The organism is Actinomadura macra NBRC 14102 (assembly GCF_001552215.1).
Taxonomy (GTDB): Bacteria; Actinomycetota; Actinomycetes; order Streptosporangiales; family Streptosporangiaceae; genus Spirillospora; species Spirillospora macra.
The window spans coordinates 127,417-144,581 of record NZ_BCQT01000027.1 but is presented as its reverse complement, the minus strand read 5'-3'; the positions used below and the strand labels follow the sequence as shown (position 1 = coordinate 144,581).

Below are 17,165 nucleotides of genomic sequence, written 5' to 3'. Positions count from 1 at the left end.
CTGGTTCGGCGGTGCCGTGGCTGGCCGGGTGCGGTACCAACGATGGCGCCGGCGCCGCCGGCGGCTCCACAACCGGCGGATTCTCCGTGAAGCTCGCCTGGATCCCGAACGCGGAGTACGCGGGGATCTTTGTTGCGGCCGAGGACGGTTACTACACCAGGCAGGGCCTCACTGTGGACGTCCAGCCGGGCGGGCCGAATTCCGCGGTCGTCCCGCTGGTGACGACGAGTCGCGTCAATATCGGTATCGAGGCGATTCCGGAGAATGTCGCCACCGCCGTTGCCCGTGGCGCGAAGCTGAAGATCGTCGGCGCCGGACTGCAAAAGAGCCCCGAGTCCTGGATCTCGCTCGCCGACCGCCCGGTCAAGCGTCCGAAGGAGATCGAGGGTAAGAAGCTCGGTATCACGCTGGCCGGTAAGAACACGGCGCTGGTGTTCATGAAGCGTAACGGGGTCGATGTCAGCAAGGTCAAGCTCGTGCCGATTCAGTTCGATCCCGCGCCTCTCGCCGCCCGTGAGGTCGACGCGATCTGGGGGTTCGCCTCGAACCAGCCGGTGTCGCTGGCACTACGCGGGATCAAAACGCACGTGATGCCCCTGGCCGACTTCGGCTTCAACCGAATGCAGAGTGTCTTCTTCGCATCTGAGAAGACACTGAGCGACTCCGCCGCCCGGGAGAGCGCCCGCAAGTTCATGACGGCCAGCAGGCAGGGCTGGGAGGCGGCACTGCGCGATCAGGGCCACGCGGCCGACGTGATCATGAAGAAGTACGGCGCCAAGCTCGGCCTGAAGCCCGACGAGCAGGCCAAGTCGCTCGCCGCCATCGCGCCCTTCGTCAAGGGCGACGGTGACGGGTCCAAGGGCCTGTTCTGGATGTCCGACGCGCTGATCGAGCAGACGATCACGAGCCTGTCCAGCATCGGGATCAAGGCCGACAAGTCGCTCTTCACCAACGAACTGCTGGGGGGATGAAGCGCGCCATGCCGAAGGAGAGAACATTGCTGGAAACCGAGGCGACGGGTGCGACCCCAGGTGACGCGCACGCCTCCGAGGGGATTCGCGCGGGTGGCCTGAGGAAGGTCTTCGAGGGCAAGGGGGCCTCGGTCGAGGCGCTACGCGACTTCTCCTTCGAATCGCGGCGCGGGGAGTTCGTCGGACTGCTGGGCCCCTCAGGATGCGGCAAATCCACCGTCCTGCGAGTCCTGGCCGACCTGGAAACACCCACCAACGGAACCGTCACCGTCCACGGCCGCACCCCACGCCAACTACGCCAAGAACACGGCATCGGCGTCGCCTTCCAAGACGCCGGCCTCCTGCCCTGGCGCAGCGTCGAAGCCAACCTGCGCCTCCCCCTGGAAGTCGCCGGCCACCGCGACCCCACCGCCGTCACCGACCTCATCCAACTCGTCGGCCTCACCGGCTTCGAAAAAGCCCGCCCCTCACAACTCTCAGGAGGCATGCGCCAACGCGTCTCCCTCGCCCGATCCCTGGTCACCAACCCCGAACTCCTCCTCCTGGACGAACCCTTCGGAGCACTAGACGACCTCACCCGCCAACGACTCAACTTCGAACTCCAACGCATCTGGGCCGAACGAGGCACCACCACCGTCCTGGTCACCCACGGCATCGCCGAAGCCGTCCTGCTCTCCGACACCGTGGTCCTGATGTCACCCCGACCCGGAACCATCCTGGACACCATCACCATCGACCTCCCCCGCCCCCGCACCCCCGACATCCTCCACGACACCGCCTTCCACACCCTCTGCGACCAACTCTCCGAAAAACTCTTCACCGCAAACGGCGACGGGACCGCAGCCGGGGTCGGGAACAGGCGCGAGGGCGGGACGGCCCGGTGAACGCCTCCGCGCGACCGCTCAAAGCGCGCCTCCAACAGATCGTGCCCCCGCTGCTGACGCTGGTGGTCGTGATCGTCGTGTGGCAGGCGATGTCGCTCGGCGGGTTCGGGTCCCTGGTTCCCTCGCCCGGCGAGGTGCTCGGCCAGATGCGCGACGACGCCGACTACTACGGGCCGAACGCGACGGTCACCATGTCGTCCGCGTTGCAGGGTTATGTGTGGGGCAACGGAATCGCGATCGCCCTGGCCCTGTGCACGCTGCCGTTTCCGCGCGTCCAGGCGCTGTTCGAGCGGGTGGCGGTCGGCGCGATCGCGCTGCCGCTCATCGCCGTCGCGCCGCTGCTGGCGATCGCCTTCCGCGGCAACATCCCGAGCGTGATCCTGGCCGCGCAGGCCGTGGTGTTCACCACCCTGGTCGCCGCCATCCTGGGCCTCAGCGGCGTGGACAAGACCTCGGTCGACGTGGTGCGCGCGTCCGGCGGCTCGGAGTGGACGGTGATCCGCAAGGTCCGGCTGCCCGCGGCGATCCCGAGCTTCGTCGCCGGCCTCCAGGTCGCCGCGCCGAGCGCGATCCTGGGAGCGATCATCGGGGAGTACATGGGCGGCTCGGAGGGGCTGGGCGTCGCCATGATCCAGGCCCAGGGCGCCTTCGACATCCCCCGCGCCTGGGGCCTGGCGATCGTGACCTCGCTGCTGGCCGCCGTGGCGTTCCTGGCCCTGCCGCTCATCTCACAGACGATCCTGCCGTGGACCCGCTCGATGGACACCGTCCTCGGCGCGCGCGCCGAACGTCTCGGGCGGCGGAACTCGCGCCTGCCCGCCCGTGTGGGACGCGGCGTCCTCGCGACCGTGGGCACGCTGGCGGGCGTCGTGGCGTGCTGGTGGCTGCTCGCCCTTGTCGTGCCTGGTGGCAGCGCGGTGGCCCGGGGACCGGCCGACGTGGTGCCCTACTTCCTGAACGGCGACACCCAGCTGGTCACCGCGTCCGGTGACGCCGAGGACCCGCTGCCGTACATGTTCTCCTCGCTGCTGCAGACCATCGGCGACGCCGGAATCGGGTTCCTGGTCGGGCTCGTCCTGGCGGTGGCGATGGCCGTGGTCGCGCACGAGTTCCCGGTGATCGAGCGGGTGCTGATGCCCATCTCGATCGCCCTGCGGTCGATCCCGATCGTGGCCGCCATGCCGCTGCTCGCGCTGATGTTCGGCCGCGGGATCGTCGCGGTGACGGTATTGATCGCGGTGATGACGTTCTTCCCGATCCTCGTCAATGTCCTGCTCGCGATGAGGGCGGTACCGCGCAGCGCCAACGATCTGCTCACCGCGGTGGGCGCCGGGCGCAGGCATCGCATCACCAAACTCCTCATCCCTTACGCGTTGCCGGCGCTGCTGGCCTCGGTCAAGATCGCGTTGCCGTTGTCCATCGGCGCGGCGATGGTGGCCGAATGGCTGGCCACCGGCTACGGCCTGGGCGCGTCCATGACCGTCGCGGCGACCCTGTCGGACTACAACTTCGTCTGGGGTGGAGTCGCCATCGTGCTGCTGGCCTCACTCCTGGCCTACCGCCTGGCCGGCGCGCTCGAAGACACCGCCCTCAGTCGCCTCGAATAGCCGACGACACCCGTCACACCCCCGAAACACCGGGAAGCAAAGAAAGCGAAATATGTCCAGAGTCATTCTGTCCAATGTCCGTGTGAACGGCGTGGGCGACCCGCAGGTCGTCACCGTCGCCGACGGGAAGATCCAATCCGTCGGTGCGCAGGCACCGGCCGACCTCGGCCCCGGCGACCACGTCGAAGACCTCAACGGGCAGATCGTCCTGCCGGGTTTTGTCGACGGTCATGCTCACGCCGACAAGAGCCTGTGGGGTGAGCCGTGGGTGCGACGGACCTCCGAGCCGATCACCATGGACCAGATGTTCGAGGACATGCTGCAGCAGTGGGCCGAGACCACCACCCCGGTCACCACCCGCGCACGCGCCTTCCTCGACAAGTGCGTCGCCTACGGCTCGACCTCCATCAGGACCTTCACCGACGTCGCGCCAGAAATCGGCCTGGAGGGCATCAACGGCCTCCTGCAAGTGCGTGAGGAGATGGCCGACCTCACCGACCTGCAGATCGTGGCGTTCCCCCAGCTGGGCATCCTGCGCAAGCCCGGCACCGCCGAACTACTGGAACAGGCCCTGCGTGAGGGAGCCGACGCGGTCGGCGGCCTGGACCCGGCCGGCGTCGACGGCGACGCCGCCCGCCAGCTCGACATCGTCTTCGGCTTGGCCGAGCAGTACCAGGTACCCGTGGACTTCCACGCACACGAATCCGGCGAACTGGGCATCTGGCTCATCGAACGGATCGCCGAGCGTGTCAAAGCACTCGGTATGCAGGGCAAGGTCAGCCTGTGCGATGTGTTCAGCCTCGCCGACCCGACGCCCGCACAGTTCGAGCGCCTGGCCTCGCTGCTCGCCGAGGCCGACATCGCCATCACCGTCGGCGTCCACGGGCTCCTGCCCGTCCCCGACGTCAAGGCCCTGCACGCCCGCGGCGTGCGCATGTGCCTGGGCTCGGACTCGGCCCGCAGCCGCTGGTCCCCCTGGGGCGAAGGCGACATCCTGGCCCGCGCCCAGTTCATGGCCTACAAGTGCTACTGGCGCATGGACGACGACCTGGAATTCGCCGCCACCCTGGGCACCACCCTGGGCCGCCGGGTCCTCGACGCCCCCCGATGCGACCTGAAGGTCGGTGACGTCGCCGATCTGGTGGTCCTGCCGGGAGAGACGATCGGCGAACTCGTCGTGGAACCGCCACAGCGGACGCTCGTCATGAAGCGCGGGAAGATCGTCGCCCGCGCCGGGGCCCTCGTGACCGCAACCTGACCGCGACCTCAGCGACACCGCGTCCCGCGGAACCGGCGCCGCAGGCGCCCCGGGACAGCCCTGGCCGAGCCGGCTGTGCGCTCAAGCAGATCACGTTCGAGCGGGCAGCCGGCGGCCCTGTCGGGACCCCGCATCGTCGACGGTGCGGGGTCGGCTTGTCGGCGCCGGTGATTACTCCTGGGTCGGCCGCTCGCACCCCGGTTCCTCGCTGGACGGGAGCAGGTGTTTCCAGCCCTGTTCGGTCGACGTGCGACAACGGTCGGGCTGGTCGCCTTCGCTGATGAACAGAGCGGCCAGCATGGGGGCGCCATGGTGAAGCGTCTGGCGGGGCAGCGGGCCGTTGGCGACCAGGGAGACCAGTCCATGGCCGACGGCCCAGCTCGTCGATCTTTACCGGCAGGTGTCGGTCGCCACCGGATCACGGCTGGTCTTCGTCGCCGGTCAGGTCGCACATGGCGCCGACGACGACTTCGCCGCTCAGGTTGAGCAGTGCTACCTCAACATCGGCATCGCCCTTGCCGAGGTCGGTGGCTCCTTCGAGAACGTGGTCAAACTGACCGTCTACGTCGCCGACTGGACCCCCGACAAGATGTCCCTGTTCGTGGAGGGATTCGCCAGGGCCTCCGCGAAGCTGGGCGTCACCCCCGTCCCGCCGCTCACGGGGATAGGCGTTGTCGCCCTGGCCGACCCCGCCATCGTGGTCGAGGTCGAGGCCACCGCGGTCATCGACTGAACCGGCACTTCCCCGCTGCCTTCCGGCGAGGCGTCGGCCGAGATCGTCGAGCAGGGCGAATCACCCGTCGGGGGCGAACGGCCAGGGGTCGCGCTACACACACAGGCCCCCGGCCCCACCCGGCTCGCCGCCGCGTGGGGCCGGGGACCCGGCCGCTCAGGTCACTCGTCGAAGTAGTTCGGCTGAGACTGGGCGTTGAGCACGTCGAGCCTGACGCGCTTGGCCTTGTCGGTACGAGGGTCCCGGATGTCGATGACGTCCAGGCCCTTTTGGATGTCGTTGGAGTAGATGTAGCCGTTGTAGTAGTACGTGGACCAGGTGCCGGCGAGGACCTCCAGATTGTCCGACCAGGGGCCGCGGTCGAGCCAGGCGAGTTCCTCGGGATGCCGTGAGTCGGTGAAGTCCATGATCGAGATGCCGCCCTGGTACCAGGACTGCACCATGATGTCCTTGCCCCGCACGGGGATCAGCGAGCCGTTGTGGGCCACGCAGTTCTCGTTGTCGGCGTTGTGTCGAGGAATCTTGTAGTAGCTGCGGAACTCCAGCTTGCGGTGCCTGCCTTCGCCGACGATGTCGTAGATGGCGTTGGCGCCCTTCTGCTGGCCGACCGTCGGGTTGCAGGTGGCCGCGGAGCCGCCGCCCAGCTCGTCCGTAAAGACGATCTTGCTGGCGCTGTTGTTGAAGGTCGCCGAATGCCAGAACGCGAAGTTCTCGTTGTCGCGCACGCTGGTGATGGTGCGCGGCTTGAGCGGATCGGTGATGTCGAACAGCACGCCGTCGCCCATGCAGGCGCCGGCCATCAGGTCCTCGTCCGGGTAGGCGGTCAGGTCGTGGCAGCCCGTGGTGGCGCTGGTACGGCCGGGCCAGGGCGTGTCCGGCGGGTCACCGGGGTTGCCGCCGTCCGGGAACAGCACAGGCTCGGCCACCACGCTCGCCGCGACCGGGTTCTTCAGCGGGATCTTCACGATCGAGATGAGATCGTGCGGTGGGAGGCAGTCGGGGTAGGTGTCGTTCGGGGAGTACGAGGACACGTAGATGTAGGCGGTACCGCGCTTGCCCGGGACGAGGGTGTTGGTGTGGGAGCCGCACTTCGTCTCGACCGCCTTGAGGTAGCGCGGGTTGTGCACGTCGGAAATGTCGAAGATCTTGATGCCTTCCCACGCCGTCTTGTCGGTCGCGGGCTTGGGCACGGCCTGGCACGAGTCGTCGCTCATCGACCGGTCGGTCGACAGGAACAGCAGGTCACCGGCGATCGACACGTCGTTCTGGGAGCCGGGGCAGTGCACCACCGTGACGACCTTGGGCGTCTCGGGCCGGCTGATGTCATAGATGGTGAAGCCTTCGTAGTTGCCGCCGAAGGCGAACCGGCCCTTGAAGGCCCAGTCCGAGCCGTAGGCGGCGGGTGCGGCGAGCGGCCCCTGCTTGGGGATGTTCGCCAGATGATGCATGTTCGGGCTACCGGTGATCTCGTCCTTGCCCGGGACTTGGTCGGCCGAGGCCGCCGGGACGAGCATGGCCGAGATCATCAGCGCGATGCTCGAGAGGGCGACCACAAGGGTCCTGCGTCTGGATCTTCGCCTGAGAACTGGCGCCACCCCTGACTCCTTCGTCTCCATGGCCCCCGTGAACAGGTCCTGATGTTCATGGAGTATGGAGTGTTTTGGGGTAGATGGGTAGATCTGACCCTTTTATGACACCTTGCTCTACGGATACGGTCCGGGAGGCCGGCCAGGACGTGGGAGGTTCGATGCGGCACCGGATCACGGTGGCGGGTGTGGTGGTGGCCCTGGCCGCCGGCGCCCTGATGGGGTGCGGCGGCGATGGTGGACCGGAGACGGCTCCATCGAGGACCGTGCTGGTCCCGGGCCGCCCGGGCGAGCCGAACAAGACCCGGGTCGCCGGCCCGCGCGAGGCCGCGCCACCCACCGCGGCCGAGGTCGGGTTCGTGCAGATGATGATCCCGCACCACGCGCAGGCGTTGGAGATGTCCGCGCTGGCCCCGTCCCGGGCGTCCGACGAGCGGGTGCGATCGCTGGCGTCCCGCATCGATGCCACACAGAAAGTCGAGATCGCGGTGATGCGGTCGTGGCTGAAGCAGAACTCCGAGGCCGTCTTGAAGGCGCACGGCCGGGACCACGGCACGCGGCACGCCGGCATGCCGGGGATGGCCACGCAGGAGCAACTCAGGGGCCTGCGGGGCGCGCGTGCCGCCGTGTTCGACAAGCTCTACCTGACGCTGATGATCAACCACCACCGGGGCGCGCTCACGATGGCCAGGAACGTCCTGGACAAGGGCACCGACGTCACCGTCCAGGAGATGGCCCGCGACGTCCAGTCCACCCAGTTGGCCGAGATCAGCCGCATGGAGGGGCTGTTGGCGCGCTGACCGGGGCCGGCCCGTTGATCTGCGCTCGCGGACGGCCCCCATGATCAGGAAGGCGGCTCCTCCACGGTGGCCCCGTGAACCGGACGGTTCTTGAGGGCGAAGTCGACGGTGTCCAGCGTCCAGGTCCAGGAGGCTTCGGCCGCGCGGGGGGTGTGGCGGAAGCCGCCCGCCAGTTCCAGGCTGACGAACCCGTGGAAAACGCTGCCCAGAAAGCGCACCGCGTCGGTCTGGTCCGGCTCTGGAAGGTCGTAGGCGCGCAGGATCGCCCGCGTCATCTCCGTGTGCCTGGGCCCGGCGCTGCCGGCCGCGGTCTCTGGATCGAGCTCGAACCGGGCCGCGGTGTACCGACCGGGATGCGCGGCGGCGTAGGCGCGGTAGGCGTTGGCGAACGCCACCAGGGCGTCCTTGCCCGCGCGGCCGGCCAACGCGTCGGCGACCCCGTCGGCCATTTCCTCCAAGGCCAGCAACGCCACCCGCACCTTCAGCTCCCGCGCATTCTCTATGTGGGCGTACAGGCTCGGGTCCCTGACGCCGAGCCGGCGCGCGACCGCCGAGACGGTCACCCTCTCGAAGCCGAGTTCGTCGGCCAGTTCCGCCGCCGTCCGCGTGAGGCGGTCTGCGGTGATGCCCGTACGGGCCATGGGAGCTCCCCTTGCACTAGGCGAATAAGGCGTTTGCCTAATAATATTAGGTAAACTAGCCTCGATGAACATGAGGGCAATCACCGAAAGTGACGTACGTGGGTCCTTCGTCAACTGTTCCAAGGGCGAGACGAAGCGTCTGGGCCTGCCCAAGGACCTGCAGGAGCGTCCATGGGACGATCTTGACTTCCTCGGCTGGCGAGATCCCGGCGCCCCGGGCCGCGCCTACCTGGTCGCCGAACGCGGCGGCCGTCTCGTCGGCATCGCGCTGCGGGCGGTCACCGGGACGGCGCGCGGCTTCACCTCGCGCAGCATGTGCTCGCTGTGCCTGACCACCCATTCCGGGGGCGGGGTGGCGCTGATGACCGCGCGCCGTACCGGGGAGGCCGGACGCCAGGGCAACACCGTCGGGCAGTACTTCTGCACCGACCTTGCCTGTTCCCTGTTCATCCGAGGCCGGAAGCAGACCTCCGCCGGCGGCGGCCTCGACGAGACCCTTTCGGTGGAGGAGAAGGTCGCCCGCGCCCGGCTCAACCTGACCGCCTTCATCGACAAAGTGATCAGCTGACCGCGGCGCCGTCCGGTGCGCGTGATCGGTGTGCCCCGGCCGGTAGGGTTCGCCAACAGTCGTTCGACAGTCAGCGGGAGGTCCGGGTGGCGAGGCCACGCACGACCAGCGACGAGGCGGTCCTCGCCGCGGCGGGCCGCGCGCTCGGACGGGTCGGGCTAACCCGCCTCACGCTCGGCGCCGTGGCGGAGGAGGCCGGGCTGGCACCGGCGACGCTGGTCCAGCGCTTCGGGTCCAAGCGCGGGTTGCTGCTGGCCCTCGCCGGGCGCGGCGCGCACGACGCGCGGAAACCCTTCGAGCACGCCAGGCGGGAGGGCGGGACGCCGTTGACGATCCTGCACGCGGCTTTGGCGGCTCTGACGGCGGGCGTCCGCAGCCCGGAGCAGATGGCCAACAACCTGGGCTTCCTGCAACTGGACATGACCGACCCGGAGTTTCGCGCCCACGCGGCGTCACACGCGCGGGCGACGGCCGAAGAGGTCGCCGCGCTGCTGCGGGAGGCCGTCGCGGTGGGCGAACTGGTTCCCGAGGTGGACGCCGGCGGGCTGGCCCGCTCCGTCCAGCTCGCCTACAACGGGGCGCTCATCCTGTGGGCGGTGGCGGGAGAGGGTGACCTCGTGGACGCGCTGCGCGCCGATGTGGACGCCGTGCTCGCCCCGTACCGCCTCTGAAGCGCGGCGGTCAGAGGGCTCCGGCGCGCGCCGCCGCGCAGGCCGCCGCGGCGGCGCGGTCGGCGGTGGGCTCGTCGAGCGGCTCGCCGCTGACGAACAGCCGGTAGTACAGCGGCGCGACCGCGATCCGCACGACCTCGGTGCCATCGGTCCCGGCGGGAACCTCACCCCGTTCGATCGCGCGTTTTACGATCACGGTGGCCTGCTCGTGCCGCCGGGTGAGGAAGGCGCGCAGGGCGGCGGCGGTGCCCGGGCTCTGTGCCGCTGCCAGAACGAACGCGCGGGTGAGCGGTCCCTGCCCGGGGTCGGTGAAGCCGCTCAGGACGAGGCGGGTGATCGTTTGCAGGTCCCCGGCCAGCGTGCCGGTGTCGGGCAGCGGCCACGGCTCGCCGGACGCCAGGTCGAGTGCGTCCGCGATGAGCCCGTCGGCACTCCCCCAGCGGCGGTAGACGGTCGTGCGATGCACCCCGGAGCGCGCGGCGACGCCCTCGACGGTGAGTCCCTGGTGGCCGCTCTCGGCCAGCTCGGCGAGCGTGGCGCGCCGTACGGCGTCGCGGATGCGGGCCGTGCGGCCGCCCGGCCGGACGGTTCCGGGCCCGGGGGCGGTCACGGGCGGACCCGGTGGCGTCGAGAGGTGGGCACGCGAGGATCGTAACGCGACTGATGTTGCGTTAGTCTCGCCGTCGCGCGGATAAGAGCACGTGAAGCAGGACGAGGGGGGACGATCCATGCAATCGGGTTCACACGCGACGATCAGGGAGTTCACGGTAGCGGGCGCGGAGGCAGGCCCGTACGGGATCACCGCCGGGCCGGACGGCGCCCTGTGGTTCACGCTGGTCCATGAGCGTCGCGTCGGACGGATGACCCCGGACGGCGCCCTCTCCCTGCATCCCGGCGAGCCCCTCACCGACGGGCCGATGATCATCACGGTGGGCCCGGACGGCGCGCTGTGGTTCACCGAATTCCAGGGCCACCGGATCGGCCGCATCACCACCGACGGCGAGGTCGCGGAGTTCGCGGTGCCCGCGGACTGCGGCCCCTGCGGGATCACCGCGGGCCCTGACGGGAACCTGTGGTTCGCGCAGATGAGCGCCGGCCGCATCGGCCGGATCACCGTCGACGGCGAGGTCACCGGCTTCGCGCTGCCCGGCGCCGCGACCACACCCTCGATGATCACGCAGGGGCCGGACGGGGCGCTGTGGTTCACGCTCAACCAGGGCAACGCGGTCGGCCGGATCACCCCCGGCGGGGACATCGCCGTTCACGCGCTGCCCACCGAGGGCGCGGCACCGGTCGGGATCACCGCCGGCCCCGACGGCGCGCTGTGGTTCACCGAGATCGGCGCGGGCCAGATCGGACGGATCACCACCGAGGGGAAGGTCACCGAGTTCCCCCTGCCCGATCCGGCCTCCCGCCCGCACGGCATCGTCGCGGGTCCGGACGAGGCCTTGTGGTTCACCGAGTGGGGTACCGCGCACGTCGGGCGCATCACCCCGGAGGGCCGCCTCGACGAGCACATCCTGCCGACACCGGCCTCGGAACCGCACGGCATCGCGGTCGGCGCGGACGGCGCGCTGTGGGTGGCGCTCGAGACGGGCGCGCTGGCCAGGGTGGCGATCAGCTGAACGCGGCGGGCACCGGCGGCCGGGGCGCTGCTGCCCACGCTGATCGGAATCGGTGACGGGCTCATCGTGACGGCACCCGGGGTCGCGGTGTTCGGGGCCGTCGCGGACTCGGCGCGGGAAAACCGGTTGGCGTGATCGCTGGAAATCACTAGAACGGACGGCATGCTCCGCAAGTACCCCCGGACCCGGCATATCGCGGGCTCCCGGCTCCAACCGGGTGACCACGACCTGGCCGCCGTGCCCTTCACGGCGATCGCCGGCCGGTCCTTGGTGGTGGAGGAGAAGCTGGACGGCGCCAACTGCGGCATCAGCTTCTCCGCCGAGGGGACGCTGCGGCTGCAGAGCAGGGGCCACTACCTGACCGGCGGCCCACGCGAGCGCCAGTTCGGGCCGCTCAAGGCGTGGGCCGCGTCGGTGCAGCATGTCCTGCGGGAACGCCTGAGCGACCGGCATGTGATGTATGGCGAGTGGCTCTACGCCAAGCACACCGTCTTCTACGACGCCCTGCCTCACTACTTCTGCGAGTTCGACGTCCTCGACCAGTCGGATGGGACGTTCCTGTCCACCGCCCGCCGCCGTGAGCTCCTGGACGGCACCCCCGTGGTGTCGGTGCCCGTGCTGCACGAAGGTCCCCTGGATGACGTCGCGGCGCTGACCGCGTTCGTCGGGCCGTCGAGGTGTCGCACGCCCGGGTGGCGGGATGCGCTGCGTGAGGCCGCGACGGCGGGCGGCGCCGATCCCGTCCGCGCCGCGGCGGAGAGCGACGCCTCCGACGAGATGGAGGGCCTCTATATCAAGGTGGAGCAGGACGGGAAGACCGTCGACCGCTACAAGTGGGTCCGGCCGGGCTTCCTGACGGCGATCCTGGACGCGGGGACGCACTGGCAGGACCGCCCCATCATCGCCAACGGCCTGGCCGACCCGGAGGTGCTGTATGCGGGTGTTCGCTGACCTGTGCCCGGCGCCGCCGCACTGGGCCGTCCCGTGGGCGCAGATCCGGGAGGCGTTCGGCTGGGTGCGCGCGCTCGCGGGCGTCCCGCAGGACGCGCTCCACCACGCCGAGGGTGACGTCGAGGTTCACACCCGGTTGGCGTGCGAGGCGCTGGCCTCGCTGCCCGGTTGGCGTGAGCGGCCGCCGGACGAGCGCGTCCGGCTGTTCACGACGGTCCTGATGCACGACATCGCCAAACCGCAGTGCACCCGGACCGACGACGACGGGCGGATCACCGCGCGCGGCCACTCGCGGCGCGGCGACCTGATGGTGCGGCGGATCCTGTGGGAGCTGGACGCGCCGGTCGCCTGGCGCGAGCATGTCGCGGCGCTCGTCCGGCATCACCAGGTGCCGTTCTGGGCGTTGGAGCGGCCCGACCTCCAGCAGATCGCGTTCCGCGCCAGCCTGCTGGCCCGTAATGACGACCTGGTGCTGCTCGCGACCGCCGACATCCTCGGCCGGATCTGCTCCGACACCAGCGAGGTCGTGGAGAACATCGCGCTGTACCGCGAGTACTGCGCCGAGCAGCGGTGCCTGGACACCCCGCGCGCGTTCCCCTCCGATCACGCCCGGTTCTGGTACTTCCGCAAGCCCGGGCGGGACCCCGACTACGCCGCCTACGACGACACCCGCCTCACCGTGACCCTGCTGTCCGGGCTGCCGGGGGTCGGCAAGGACCACTGGATCGCCGCCAACCGGCCGGACACGCCGATGGTGAGCCTGGACCGGCTGCGCGCGGAGCTGGGCGTCGCGCCGTCCGGCGACCAGCGTGCGGTGGCCGCCGCCGCGCACGACCTGGCCCGCGCCCACCTGCGCGCCGGGAGGTCGTTCGTGTGGAACGCCACCAACGTGTCGCGGCAGCTCCGCGAGCAGTGCACCGGTCTTGTCGCCGACTATCGCGGACGCGTCGAGGTCGTCGCCCTGGAGGCGCCGCCGCGCGTGCTGCGCGACCGCAACCGTGCCCGGGCGGCCCCCGTCCCCGACGCGGTCGTGGACCGTCTCGTCCGCCGTTGGGAGACCCCCGATCCGACCGAGGCTCACCGCGTCGACTGGCTCACCACCGCCTGACCGGGCACGGGCCCGGCCGGGTGCGTCCGGCGCGCTCAGGTCCCGGTGAGGCAGCGCGGGGACGCCGCGAGCCGCACGCCGAGCACGCCGTAGGTGAGGGCCAGCCATGCCCCGCCGGCGATCGTGCCGCCGGTGTCGCCGAGCAGCGCCTGCGCGGGGAGCGCGGCGACGAGCCAGAGCCCGCAGAGCAGGAACTGCCAGCGCAGGAACCCCCGGTAGCGGCCGGTCCTGACGACCGCGACGCCGAGGACGAGCATCCCCAGCATCGACAACGGCCAGCACAGGTCGAGCGGGATCGTCCAGGCCGGTGGGTCCTCGCGGTAGACGAGCGCGATCGGGCACCACGCCATCGCCGGGACGAGCAGCGCCATCTCCACCGCGGGGATCGCACGGCCCTTGCGCTCCCCCGTGCCGCGGGTGGCCAGCACCAGCGCCACCAGCGGGAAGACCCCCAGCAGGAACAGCATGCTACCGACGATCTCCACCGGCACGATCTCGTCCTTGACCCGGTCGGCGGCCACCGCGAGCCCCGCGACCCAGGCGAGCGTGCCCGCGGCCAGTGCCGCGCCGGTCAGCCGCGTCCGTGGCAGGAGCCGGTCTCCGGTGGGCGTGGACGGTTCGTCCGGGTGGACGGCGCTGGGGCGGGTGTGCATGGACGACGCTCTCTGCAACATCGCTTTCTCCCGAGGTCCTGGCGGCGCCTGGCGCGCCGGCGATGACCGCCACGGTCCTTTCCCGATGTCCCGGGCGCCCAGGGATCGTGGGGGTGCCGGCGCCCGGAACGAGACCTGTTTCGGGTGGTGACCGATGTCCCGGCGGTGCGGGACCCCGGTCACGGGCCGCCGGGACGGCGCCCGCGCGATGCTGGCAGGATGGACAGCGCCCTTCCGGCGCCTCGGGTCGAGCGGTTCCTGAGGCCGCTCGCCCTCGTGCTGAGCGTGCTGTGCCTGGCGGCGACGGCCGCCACCCTCTGGCTGGACGTGCTGGTCGGCTCCCGCCGCCCGCCATTGCCGTTGGACTATCCGCACTGGGGGTCGGCGCTGTCGGGGCTTCCGCTGGCGCTGGCCGGCGGCGCGTTGGCGACCCGGCTGCCGCGGCACCCGTTGACGTGGCTGATGCTGGCGGGCGGCGCGGTCGCCGTGGCCGACGGCGCCGGCGCAGCGTACGCGTCGCTGTCGGTGCTGGCGCACGGCGGGGAACTGCCCGGTACGGCGGCCGCGGTGTTCGTGGGCGGCCGGTTCGGCCCGATGATCAATCTGATCGTCCCGTTGACCTTGATGTTCTTCCCCGACGGCCGGCTGCCGTCCCGGCGCTGGCGCTGGCCCGCGGTCGTCGTGGTCGCCGGGCAGGTGCTCGGTGTGGTGGGGCTGCTGACGGTGCCGTGGCGGGTGTTCTCCGAGGACGAGCCGCTCGCGCCCGGCCTGCGCGGCGTGCCGCTGGACCCGCTGACACCGCCGCTGCCCTCCGGTTTCTGGCCGTTGACGTCCGGGTTGTTCTGGGCGACCTTCCTGAGCTCGTTCACGCTGGCGGTCGCGGCGTTCGCGGTGCGCTTCCGCCGCTCGGACCCGGTACGGCGCGCGCAGCTGCGCTGGATGCTGCTGGCGCTGCTGGCCAACGTCGCGCTCATCGCGGGGACGACGCTGCTCGCGCGGATGGTCCCGGACGCGGTGTACTGGTGGGTCGGCGACATCTCGCTCGTCCTGATGCACGCGGCCATCGCGGCGGCGGTGCTGGTGGCGGTCGCCCGGTACCGGCTCTACGACGTGGACCTCCTGCTCGGCTGGACGCTGCTGTACGCGGTGCTGGCCGTGGCCGTCATCGGGGTGGACGTCGCGGTGTTCGTCACGGCGGGCACCGTCATCGACGAGCCGCTCGCCGCGGTCACCGGCGCGGGCGTGGTGGCGGTTCTGTACGCGCCGCTGCGGCTGCGGCTGCAGCGGTGGGTGAACCGGGTGCTGACCGGGCGCGGCGAGCCCTACGACGTGGTGTCGGCGCTGGCCCGGCGCCTGGAGGAGTCGGTCGGCCCGGACGAGTTGCTGCTGGAGGTGGCGCGGGTGATGGCCGCCTCGTTCCGGTCCCCCTATGTGCGGGTGGAGTTGGACCGCGCCGACGGCCGTACCGTCGTCGTCGAGCACGGCGACCCGCGTCCGGACGTGGTCGTGCTGCCGTTCGGGTACCGGGGCGCGGCGATCGGGCGGCTGGTGCTCGTCCCGCGGACGGGCCCGCGGCTGTCGGACGCCGACCAGCGGCTGCTCGCCGATGTGGTGCGCCAGGCGGCCGCGGCGGCCCGCGCCACGGCGCTGACCGAGGAGTTGCAGCGCAGCCGCGAGCAGTTGGTCACCGGAATCGCCGAGGAGCGCCGCCGGCTGCGCCGCGATCTGCACGACGGGCTCGGACCCGCGCTGGCCGCCGCCGCGTTGAAGATCGAGGTCGCCCGCAACCTGGCGCCGCGGGACGGGGACGGCGCCGACGAGGCGCTGCGCTCGGTACGCGGTGACCTGTCGGCCGTGCTGACCGATGTGCGGCGGCTCGTGCACGACCTGCGCCCCCCGTCGCTGGACCAGTTCGGTCTGGTCGGTGCCGTGGAGCAGCTCGCCGAGCGGTTCCAGGGCCGGTCGCTGCGGGTGACGATGCACTGTGCGGGCGAGCTGGCGGCGCTGCCGGCCGCCGCTGAGGAGGCCGCGTACCGGATCGTCGGGGAGGCTTTGGCCAACGTGTCCCGGCACGCGGGCGCCGCCCGCTGCGAGGTCCGGCTGACGGCCGGGCAGGAGGCGCTGGAGGTCGAGATCGCCGACGACGGGCAGGGCGTACCGTCCGGCGCCCTGGTCGGCGTCGGCCTGGTCGGGATGCGCGAGCGCGCCGAGGAGCTCGGTGGGCACTGCGTGGTGTCGGCCCGGCCCGGGGGCGGTACCCGCGTCCGGGCCGTCCTGCCGTACGGGCCGCGCCCGGACGCCTCCGAGCCCCTCACCTTCGCCGGGAGCAACCCGTGACCGATCCCCTGACCGGCCCGATGAGCGGCCCGGTGGGCGGTGCCGCGCCGCGGGTGCTGCTGGCCGACGACCACCCGATCTACCGCGACGGTCTGCGGATGATGCTGGACTCGACCGGCCTCGTGGAGGTCGTCGGCGCCGCGCCCGACGGGGTGGCCGCGGTCGAGATGGCCGGGCGGCTGCGTCCCGACGTGGTGGTGATGGACCTGCGGATGCCCCGGCTGGACGGCGTCGGCGCCACCCGCCGGATCCTCGCCGCGCTCCCCGCCACGGCCGTCCTCGTGCTGACCATGCACGAGGACGATGAGAGCGTCTTCTCCTCGATGCTCGCCGGTGCCCGCGGCTACCTGCTCAAGGGCGCCGGGCAGGAGGAGATCCTGCGGGCGGTGTCGGCCGTCGCGGGTGGCGAGGTGATCTTCGGGCCGGCGCTCGCGGGGCGGATCGCCGAGTACTTCGCCCGGATCGCGGACGCGCCGTCCGCCGCGCCGGTCCCCTTCCCCCAGCTGACCGGGCGGGAGCGGGAGGTGCTGGAGCTGATCGCGTTGGGCCTCGGCAACGCCCAGATCGCCGAGCGGCTCGGGTTGTCGCCCAAGACCGTCCGCAACAACGCCTCCACGGTGTTCGCGAAGCTGCAGGTCGCCGGGCGCGCGGAGGCGATCGCCCGGGCGCGCGACGCCGGTCTCGGCGGCTGACCGGGGAGCACGGCGCTCACGTTTAGTCCCCGAGCAGGGGGAACGGCTCTACCCAGGCTTCGTAACGAGAGCATGCGGAG

General features: G+C 71.1%; 17 protein-coding genes. 13 read left to right on the top strand and 4 right to left on the bottom strand.

The window, feature by feature from the left end:
* The 5 genes from AMA02S_RS36630 to AMA02S_RS36610 form a co-directional block, all read left to right on the top strand.
* A partial coding sequence (locus AMA02S_RS36630) for an ABC transporter substrate-binding protein (RefSeq protein ID WP_157431073.1) occupies window positions 1–971 on the top strand: 971 nt, incomplete at its 5' end.
* Window positions 972–997: 26 nt separating this feature from the next.
* Window positions 998–1,855, top strand: coding sequence for an ABC transporter ATP-binding protein (locus tag AMA02S_RS36625; RefSeq protein WP_245667991.1), 858 nt, complete (start codon window positions 998–1,000; stop codon window positions 1,853–1,855).
* Window positions 1,852–3,462, top strand: a complete 1,611-nt coding sequence (locus AMA02S_RS36620; protein WP_067468517.1) for an ABC transporter permease — start codon at window positions 1,852–1,854, stop codon at window positions 3,460–3,462. The genes AMA02S_RS36625 and AMA02S_RS36620 overlap by 4 nt, the downstream gene beginning before the upstream one ends.
* A gap of 52 nt (window positions 3,463–3,514) precedes the next feature.
* On the top strand, window positions 3,515–4,720 hold the full coding sequence (locus tag AMA02S_RS36615; protein ID WP_067468514.1) for an amidohydrolase: 1,206 nt from the start codon (window positions 3,515–3,517) through the stop codon (window positions 4,718–4,720).
* 340 nt (window positions 4,721–5,060) lie between these two features.
* Window positions 5,061–5,453, top strand: coding sequence for a RidA family protein (locus tag AMA02S_RS36610; protein WP_067468511.1), 393 nt, complete (start codon window positions 5,061–5,063; stop codon window positions 5,451–5,453).
* A gap of 161 nt (window positions 5,454–5,614) precedes the next feature.
* Here AMA02S_RS36610 and AMA02S_RS36605 read toward each other — a convergent pair whose 3' ends face one another.
* Window positions 5,615–6,979, bottom strand: coding sequence for an LVIVD repeat-containing protein (locus tag AMA02S_RS36605; RefSeq protein ID WP_218005244.1), 1,365 nt, complete (start codon window positions 6,977–6,979; stop codon window positions 5,615–5,617).
* Between the two features lie 221 nt (window positions 6,980–7,200).
* Here AMA02S_RS36605 and AMA02S_RS36600 point away from each other — a divergent pair, with 221 nt between their 5' ends.
* Complete coding sequence (locus AMA02S_RS36600; RefSeq protein ID WP_067468505.1) at window positions 7,201–7,839, top strand: DUF305 domain-containing protein; 639 nt, start codon at window positions 7,201–7,203, stop codon at window positions 7,837–7,839.
* Window positions 7,840–7,883: 44 nt separating this feature from the next.
* Here the strand turns inward: AMA02S_RS36600 and AMA02S_RS36595 are convergent, their stop codons facing one another.
* Window positions 7,884–8,480, bottom strand: a complete 597-nt coding sequence (locus AMA02S_RS36595) for a TetR/AcrR family transcriptional regulator (protein WP_067468502.1) — start codon at window positions 8,478–8,480, stop codon at window positions 7,884–7,886.
* A gap of 70 nt (window positions 8,481–8,550) precedes the next feature.
* Here AMA02S_RS36595 and AMA02S_RS36590 point away from each other — a divergent pair, with 70 nt between their 5' ends.
* Together AMA02S_RS36590 and AMA02S_RS36585 are read left to right on the top strand one after the other, a co-directional pair.
* Complete coding sequence (locus AMA02S_RS36590) at window positions 8,551–9,048, top strand: FBP domain-containing protein (protein ID WP_067468499.1); 498 nt, start codon at window positions 8,551–8,553, stop codon at window positions 9,046–9,048.
* 86 nt (window positions 9,049–9,134) lie between these two features.
* Entirely contained in the window at window positions 9,135–9,719 is a 585-nt protein-coding gene (locus AMA02S_RS36585) for a TetR/AcrR family transcriptional regulator (RefSeq protein WP_067468496.1), read from the top strand.
* A gap of 10 nt (window positions 9,720–9,729) precedes the next feature.
* Here the strand turns inward: AMA02S_RS36585 and AMA02S_RS36580 are convergent, their stop codons facing one another.
* On the bottom strand, window positions 9,730–10,329 hold the full coding sequence (locus tag AMA02S_RS36580) for a TetR-like C-terminal domain-containing protein (protein ID WP_067468493.1): 600 nt from the start codon (window positions 10,327–10,329) through the stop codon (window positions 9,730–9,732).
* A 118-nt stretch (window positions 10,330–10,447) separates the two neighbouring features.
* Between AMA02S_RS36580 and AMA02S_RS36575 the strand changes: the two genes are divergently transcribed.
* The 3 genes from AMA02S_RS36575 to AMA02S_RS36565 all read left to right on the top strand — a co-directional run bounded on the left by AMA02S_RS36575 (window position 10,448) and on the right by AMA02S_RS36565 (window position 13,403).
* Window positions 10,448–11,344, top strand: coding sequence for a Vgb family protein (locus AMA02S_RS36575; protein ID WP_067468490.1), 897 nt, complete (start codon window positions 10,448–10,450; stop codon window positions 11,342–11,344).
* Between the two features lie 162 nt (window positions 11,345–11,506).
* Window positions 11,507–12,295 (top strand): RNA ligase family protein, encoded by a 789-nt coding sequence (locus tag AMA02S_RS36570; protein ID WP_067468487.1) that lies wholly within the window; start codon window positions 11,507–11,509, stop codon window positions 12,293–12,295.
* The gene (locus tag AMA02S_RS36565; protein WP_067468484.1) at window positions 12,279–13,403 is read left to right on the top strand and encodes an AAA family ATPase; all 1,125 of its coding nucleotides are present in this window, start codon (window positions 12,279–12,281) and stop codon (window positions 13,401–13,403) included. The genes AMA02S_RS36570 and AMA02S_RS36565 overlap by 17 nt, the downstream gene beginning before the upstream one ends.
* A 35-nt stretch (window positions 13,404–13,438) precedes the next feature.
* Here AMA02S_RS36565 and AMA02S_RS36560 read toward each other — a convergent pair whose 3' ends face one another.
* Window positions 13,439–14,077, bottom strand: coding sequence for a hypothetical protein (locus tag AMA02S_RS36560; RefSeq protein WP_157431072.1), 639 nt, complete (start codon window positions 14,075–14,077; stop codon window positions 13,439–13,441).
* 198 nt (window positions 14,078–14,275) lie between these two features.
* Between AMA02S_RS36560 and AMA02S_RS36555 the strand changes: the two genes are divergently transcribed.
* On the top strand, window positions 14,276–16,393 hold the full coding sequence (locus AMA02S_RS36555; protein WP_067468478.1) for a sensor histidine kinase: 2,118 nt from the start codon (window positions 14,276–14,278) through the stop codon (window positions 16,391–16,393).
* Window positions 16,390–17,085, top strand: a complete 696-nt coding sequence (locus AMA02S_RS36550; protein ID WP_369688428.1) for a response regulator transcription factor — start codon at window positions 16,390–16,392, stop codon at window positions 17,083–17,085. The genes AMA02S_RS36555 and AMA02S_RS36550 overlap by 4 nt, the downstream gene beginning before the upstream one ends.
* Window positions 17,086–17,165: the final 80 nt, after the last annotated feature.